Here is a 6,617-nt window from a genome sequence, read left to right on the forward strand (position 1 = left end):
ACGGCGCGGACGAGTCAACGTACGATCGTGTGGTGAGCGAGGAATACGGGACGGCCCCCACCCTGGCGGCCCTGCGCAGGGCGCGCGCGGCGCAGGACTCGGCGCTGCGCTGGATGAGGCTGCTCGGGCCGGCGCTGGCCGGCGGGGTCACGCTCTCGGTTCTGCGTGCCGAGCCCTCCGTCGGGTCGTCCGGCCGGGGCCTGGTGGTGTCCCTCACGCTGGCCGCCTTCGCCGGCGGCTCCTACGGCACGCACGTGGCGACGCGCGGTTCCTGGCGGCATACCGCGTGCGCGGTGCTCCTCGTCGCCGGCGCGGTGAGCCTGGTCTGGGCACAGGGCGGCCGCACCGGATTCTTCGCGCTCTTCACGGCGATCGTGCTGCTGGTGCGGAAGATGCCGACCCGGCTGGCCGTCGCCCTGTCCACGATCACCTTGCTCATGCTGGTGTTGGCCTCCATCACCAGCAGCCACCTCTCCCCGTTCTCGGCGCTGGTGGTCGTCGCGGCGATCGGCTGCTACTGCCTGATCACGCTGCTGGCTGAACGGTTGCGGCTGGCGAACCTGGAGGCGGAGCAGCTGCTGACGGAACTCGAGGGGACCCGGGCCGCCGAGGCCCGCGCGGCCGCCTTGGCCGAACGCCAGCACCTGGCCCGCGAGATGCACGACGTGCTGGCCCACTCCCTGTCCGGGCTGATGCTCCAACTCGAGGGCGCACGCCTGCTGGCCGCCTCGAACCCGACCGACCCCAGGCTGCCGGGTGCGCTCGAGCGGGCGCACCAGCTCGGCAAGACAGGGCTCGACGAAGCCCGTCGCGCGATCGGGATGCTCAGGGACGACGAGCTGCCGATCCCGGACCGGCTGCCCGATCTCACCCGCCGATTCGAGGAGGTCAGGGGCGTGCCGTGCCGGCTCACCGTCGACGGAGAGGCACTGGAGCTCGGCTCCGAGGCGCGCCTCGCGATCTACCGCGTCGCCCAGGAAGCCCTGACGAACATCGCCAAGCACGCGGAGGCGGAACGGGTCGAGGTGAGCTTGGACTACCGGCACGATGCCGTGGTGCTCACCGTGGAGGACTTCGCGGCGGAGCCGACTCGGTCGGACGAGGACGCGGCGGCCGGATCGGATGGCGAGGGCTACGGGTTGGCCGGGATGCGGGAGCGGGCCGAACTGCTCGGCGGCACGTTGACCGCCGGGGCGACGGCGAACGGGTTCCGGGTCCTGCTGGAGGTGCCCGCGTGACCGGGCCGGACGACGCCGCCCCGATCAGGGTCCTGATCGCCGACGACCAGCGCACGGTGCGCGAGGGGCTGAACCTGCTGCTCGGGCTGATGGACGGGATCGAGGTCGTGGGTGCGGCGAAGGACGGCGAGGAGGCGTTGACGTTGGCCGCGCAGGCACGCCCGGACATCGTCCTGATGGACCTGCGCATGCCGCACCGCGACGGCGTGGAGGCCACTCGCCTGCTGCGCGAGCGCGAGCCCGCGATCAAGGTCGTGGTACTGACGACGTACGCGGACGACCGCTCGGTGATCGACGCCCTGCGCGCCGGAGCACGCGGCTATCTGACGAAGGACGCGGGCGCCGAGGAGATCCATCTGGCGCTGCGTCAGGTGTACGACGACCGCTCGGTGATCGATCCGGCGGTGCAGCACCACGTGGTCGCCGCCATCGCCGCCCCGCCGGAGCCCGAACCGACCGCGACCGCGCCCGCGGCCGTACCGCGCCTGCCCGCCGGGCTCACGCCGAGGGAGGCGCAGGTGCTTGGGCTGATCGCCGCGGGACTTTCCAACGCCGAGATCGCCGCGCGCCTGGTGGTGAGCGAGGGCACGGTCAAGAGCCACATCAACCACCTGCTGACGAAGATCGGCGCGCGCGATCGGGCCCAAGCCGTCGGGTATGCCTACGAGCACGGTCTCGCCTTCCGCCCGGACCCGCCGCCCACACCGTGATCCCCAGGCCGAAGGAACACACCAGAGGAAGGAGACCGCCATGCCCGATCAGCCGACGCCGAAGCCAAGGCCGATGCCGCCGTACCGACCCGGAGACCCGCCCCCGTCCGAGGACGAGTGCGCCGGCGTCGACAGCGGCCCGTGCCGCTCGTTCGCGCCCATGGAAGCGCCGTGGGAGGACCGCTGCCGCAGGTGCGGCTACCCGCACCGCTGATCACCCGAACGTATGACAGCCCGTGAGATCCCGCGCCGTCCCGCTTATCGTTCGAACAGGGTGATCCGCTCCCCCGCCCGCCACGTACGTGCTCGAACCAGAAAGGCTTCTTCATGCCCGTCTCGAAGGCGCATGCCGAATGGAACGGCGACGTCCCGACCGGAACCGGCCGGTTCACCGCCGGGGACGGCATCGAGGGCGGGGTGACGTACAAGTCCCGGTTCGAGGGCGGGCCGGGGTCCAACCCCGAGCAGCTGATCGCCGCGGCGCACGCCACCTGCTTCTCGATGGCGCTGAGCAACGCGCTCACCGAGGCGGGCTTCACGCCGCAGAGCATCGAGACCGACGCGGCCGTGACACTCCGGCCGGTCGACGGCGCCCCCACGATCACGAAGATCGAGCTCACCACCGTGGGCACCGTGCCCGGCCTGGACGAGGCGCGGTTCGGCGAGATCGCCGCGCAGGCCAAGGCGAACTGCCCGGTCAGCCGCGCCCTGGCCGCAGTACCCGAGGTCAGCCTGACCGCGAGCCTGAAGGCCTGACCTGGACGACGGGGGGAACGCACGGCCGGGCCTCGGTCACTGCTCGCCACAGGCCGCAACAGCCAGTTACAGCCCATGACGATCCGCCGGACCTGCCCACCCGTACGGTGCACTACGATGATCGCCATGGCCGAGTTCACGATCAGCCCCGTACCGGACGGCACGTCGGATCCCGGACTCGACGCGCTGATCCACGCGATGTTCCTGGAAGTGTGCGCGCGCTATCCCGACCGGGTCTTCGACGAGCAGCAGTGGCGCTCGGAGGCCGGAGACCAGGCGCTCTACCTCGGGGCGCGGGTCGAGGGCAGCGTCATGGGATGCTGCGCGGTCCAGGCGAATCCGGGCAGCGGGCGTGCGGGCATGGAGCTCAAGCGCATGTACATCGCACCCGGCGCACGCGGCTCTGGCCTCGCCGACGCGTTGCTGCGCGCGGCCGAGCAGACGGCCTCGAGCCTGGGCGCCGATGAGCTCTACCTACAGACCGGCAACGGCCAGCCGGAGGCCATGCGGGTCTACGAGCGCAACGGCTACACGCCGATCCCGGCCTACGGGCACTACCGCGGAGACGCGATCTCGTGCTGCTACGCGAAGAGCCTGAGCGAGCCGGCCGCGGCCGAGAACGTGCCCGCCACCGCTGAGCCCGCCCGCTGACACCGCACCGGAATCCGGTCTTCACTGCGCCAACGGAGACTCCGGGTCCCAACGGCTCTTGAGCATCAGCGTCGTGATTCTCCTGCCGGTGGCCTGGTCGAGGGAGCCCTCCGTCCGCTGCCCCAACAGCCGCGTCAACTCGGCTCCGTGCAGATCCACCGTGGCCTCGATGAGGTCGGCGAGGTTGCCTGCGGCGACGCGCCCGCGCTCGACTCCGGCGACGGCGGCGCCGGCGCCGATGAGCAGTGCGGGCCACCACCACACGCCCAGGATCAGGTAGAACCCGGCCCACGCGGTGAGCCGGGCGCTCGCGCCGAACGCGTCACCCGCGCCGGCGAGTTCGGCTCTGACCGTGTCCGGGACGCTGAGCCACAGCCGCGGCCAAGCGGCCGACAGATCGAGGCCGTAGGTGCGCTCGACGCGTACCTGGCCGGCCCGGAGCCGGTCGCCGATCCAGGTCGGGCGGCCGGGCTCGATCAGGCAGATCCGGTCCGCCTCGGCGATGGCCGCCCGCACGGTGGCCGGATCGATCGAGCTGTCCGCCACGGCTTTGAACCGCGCCGAACGCTGCCGGCGCCGGTCGGTGAGCCACCGGCCGGGCGGGTGCTCGCCGGACGCGGTCCAGACGATCTCGACCAGCCGCCCGCCGGCCGCGGCGACGAGCCCGAGGGCCAGCGAGGCCGCGAGCACGGCGGCGGCGATCAGCGCCGCGCCGCCCGCGGCCCGCAGCGACGGGCCGGCCGCCCAGGCCTCGATGTCGCGGCTCAGTTCGCCGTAGTCGAGGGCGCGGCGCTGGCCGAGCACGGCCGCGGCGGTGGCCGCGGCGAGATAGAGCAGTCCGGGAACGGCGAGCAGCGCCGCCCACCGATCGGCGAGTTTCGCTCCGACCTCCGCCAGGAACCCGGCCATCACGGGAACGGTCCGGCCGACAGCGGCTCCCCGGCCGCGGCGCACTCCGGCGCCTGCTGGCCCGGCCGCACCCGCCCGCGCCCGGAACACCAGCCGCGCGGACACGTCCACCACCGTGCCCCCGCGCCCCGGTCCGGTTCGGAACCCGGCAGCGGCCCCGGATACGTCCGGTCCTGTGACGGGTAGAGGCCCTGCCCCTCGACCTGCCGAAGCATCGCGTCGAGGGCGTCGAGATCGGCTTCGAGACCCGGGCCGAGCGCCCCGGCCCGCAGGGCCTTGTCCGCGCGCCGGAACTGCGCCCCCAGGCCCTGTTCGCGCGCGAGCTCGGACAGAGCCGTGTCGTCCAGTTCACGGCAGAAGGCAGCGGCTTTCGCCGCCGGTTGCATTGCCATACGGCCTCGTATCCCCTCCCCTGGCGAGGCTCGACCCGGCCGTGCGCCCGCCGGTGTCTCAGGGTAGGACATTCCATCCGGCCGTGAGCCGAAAACGCCTGCCTCATCCGGGTTCGGGGTCCACTATGGGAAGCAGAGGCCGAGCAAGGGGGAGACGCAGTGCGCGAGCAGTGGCTTGCGGCGTTGGCCGCACACGTGCACCGGCTGGAGCAGCAGCTGAACCCGGACGTCGCGCTGGACCCGGGGATGCTGGAGACGGCGCGGCGGCTGTACGAGGTCCTCGGCGACGACGAGGGCGATCTGACGGCATGGCACACGCTCGGCATGTACTACGTGCACCGCCAGTTCGGGCACGTCACCAGGGACGAGCGAGTCTCCTCCGAAGAACTCGACCTCGTCGAGGAGTGCCTCGGCCGGTGTTTCGCCGCCGGTCTGGACGTGCCCGACTACATGCTCTCGATCGCCGCGGCCGGCGCGGCGGACCCGGCCCGGCGCATGATGGCCGCGGCGATGCGGTATCCGGATGCCGAGCCGCTGACCGAGGTCGCCCGGCTCTGGCAGCGCATCATCGCGGCGGTCGGGGTAGACGAGCCGGCGCGTCCGACCTATCTGCTGAATCTCAGCGCCGCGCTGGCTTTGCGCTTCGAGCGCACGCAGGAACTCGCGGACCTGGACGCCGCCGTCACGATCGGCCGGCAGGGCTGGGAGACCGCGGCGGACGACGACGAGAACCTCGCCGTCATGGCGAACCACGTGGGTAACGCGCTGTGCGTGCGTTTCGACCACATCGGCGTCATCGCGGACCTGGACGGCGCGATCGGCGTGTTCGACCGGGCCCTGCGGGTGATCGCGCGGACGGACCCGGAACGTCCCGACCTGCTGTCCCTGCAAAGCGGCGCGCTGGCCGCCAGGTTCGGCCAGACCGGGAACCGCGCCGATCTGGAACGGGCCATGGCCGCCGGGCGGGAGGCGGTCGAGGGCTCCGCACCCGACAGCGCGGACCTGACTTCCATTCTGCTGCGCTTCGGCGAGGTGGCGCGGCGCGGCTTCGAGCAGACGCAGGACACCGCGAGCCTCGAGGCGGCTATCGACGCATACCGCTCGGCGCTCGATCGAACGCGCGGCCCCGAGGACGATTCACTGCGTGCGCAGTGCCTCTCCTGCCTCGGGAACGTCCTGCTGAACCGATACCTGATGAGTGCTCAGGCCGAGGATCTGGAGCTCGCCGAGCGGACCGGCCGCGAGGCCGTGGCGCTGGCGGCCGAGTCCGACCCCGCGCGCGGCATATACCTGAACAACCTCGGTGTCACGCTGAAGACCCACACGGACCGGGGCGGGAGCCTGGCGCAGGTGCAGGAGGTGATCGCGGTGTTCGAGGAGTCGCTCGCCGTGCTGCCGGACGGCAGCCCGATCCGCGGTCTGTGCCTGGCGAATCTGGGCAGTGCGAACTGGGACCGGTTCATGCGGACCCGTGAGGCGGAGGATCTCGAGGCGGCGATCGCGCTGACCCGTCAGGCCCTTGCGACACTTCCGGACGGCTCCCCGGCCCGGGCGAACGTCTGGGAGGTCCGCGCCGCCGCGTTCTCGGAGCGCCACTCCCGCACCCGGGATGCCGCGGACCTCGACGAGGCGCTCTCGGCCGGCCGGCAGGCGGTCGCGATGCTCCCGGAGGGGCACGCCTTCCGGGCGCGTACGCTGCGCATCCTCGGCGGGGTGCTGCTCGACGGGTACGGGGACATACGTGACGCCGCACTGCTCGACGAAGCCGTGGCGGTGAGCCGGCAGGCGTCCGAGGCTGCGCTGGACGGATCTCTCGAGCAGCTGCTGACCTGGCAGAATCTGGCCGCGGCGGTCGGGGACCGGTTCCACCGGGACGGCACCGCCGCCGACCTCCACGAGGCGGTCGGGCTTTTCCGGCGGGCCGCCGAGGCGTCCGACGGCGGTGCGGCCGACAACGGGAA

Annotated in this window: 6 protein-coding genes and 1 pseudogene; 5 read left to right on the plus strand and 2 right to left on the minus strand. The window is 72.4% G+C overall.

Annotated features, from left to right (window positions below):
- Nucleotides 1-32 precede the first annotated feature (32 nt).
- From KDL01_RS43575 to KDL01_RS20055, 4 genes are all read left to right on the plus strand, one after another.
- Nucleotides 33-1,238 (plus strand): sensor histidine kinase, encoded by a 1,206-nt coding sequence (locus KDL01_RS43575; protein WP_212530068.1) that lies wholly within the window; start codon nt 33-35, stop codon nt 1,236-1,238.
- Nucleotides 1,235-1,948 carry a response regulator gene (locus KDL01_RS20045; protein ID WP_307846450.1) on the plus strand — a complete coding sequence of 238 codons (714 nt, stop codon included), beginning with the start codon at nt 1,235-1,237 and terminating at the stop codon, nt 1,946-1,948. The genes KDL01_RS43575 and KDL01_RS20045 overlap by 4 nt, the downstream gene beginning before the upstream one ends.
- Nucleotides 1,949-2,275: 327 nt before the next feature.
- Nucleotides 2,276-2,704 carry an OsmC family protein gene (locus tag KDL01_RS20050; protein ID WP_212530069.1) on the plus strand — a complete coding sequence of 143 codons (429 nt, stop codon included), beginning with the start codon at nt 2,276-2,278 and terminating at the stop codon, nt 2,702-2,704.
- A 126-nt stretch (nt 2,705-2,830) separates the two neighbouring features.
- Nucleotides 2,831-3,355 (plus strand): GNAT family N-acetyltransferase, encoded by a 525-nt coding sequence (locus KDL01_RS20055; protein ID WP_212530070.1) that lies wholly within the window; start codon nt 2,831-2,833, stop codon nt 3,353-3,355.
- 21 nt (nt 3,356-3,376) lie between these two features.
- On the opposite strand, the gene KDL01_RS20060 is transcribed toward KDL01_RS20055, so the two are convergent.
- Entirely contained in the window at nt 3,377-4,264 is an 888-nt protein-coding gene (locus tag KDL01_RS20060) for a hypothetical protein (protein ID WP_212530071.1), read from the minus strand.
- Nucleotides 4,264-4,656, minus strand: coding sequence for a hypothetical protein (locus KDL01_RS20065; RefSeq protein WP_212530072.1), 393 nt, complete (start codon nt 4,654-4,656; stop codon nt 4,264-4,266). Before KDL01_RS20065 ends, KDL01_RS20060 begins: the two co-directional genes overlap by 1 nt.
- Before the next feature lie 159 nt (nt 4,657-4,815).
- Here KDL01_RS20065 and KDL01_RS20070 point away from each other — a divergent pair.
- Nucleotides 4,816-6,617 (plus strand): annotated as a pseudogene (locus KDL01_RS20070) (hypothetical protein); the annotation flags it as partial.

Source organism: Actinospica durhamensis (genome assembly GCF_018139695.1).
GTDB classification, from domain to species: domain Bacteria; phylum Actinomycetota; class Actinomycetes; order Streptomycetales; family Catenulisporaceae; genus Actinospica; species Actinospica durhamensis.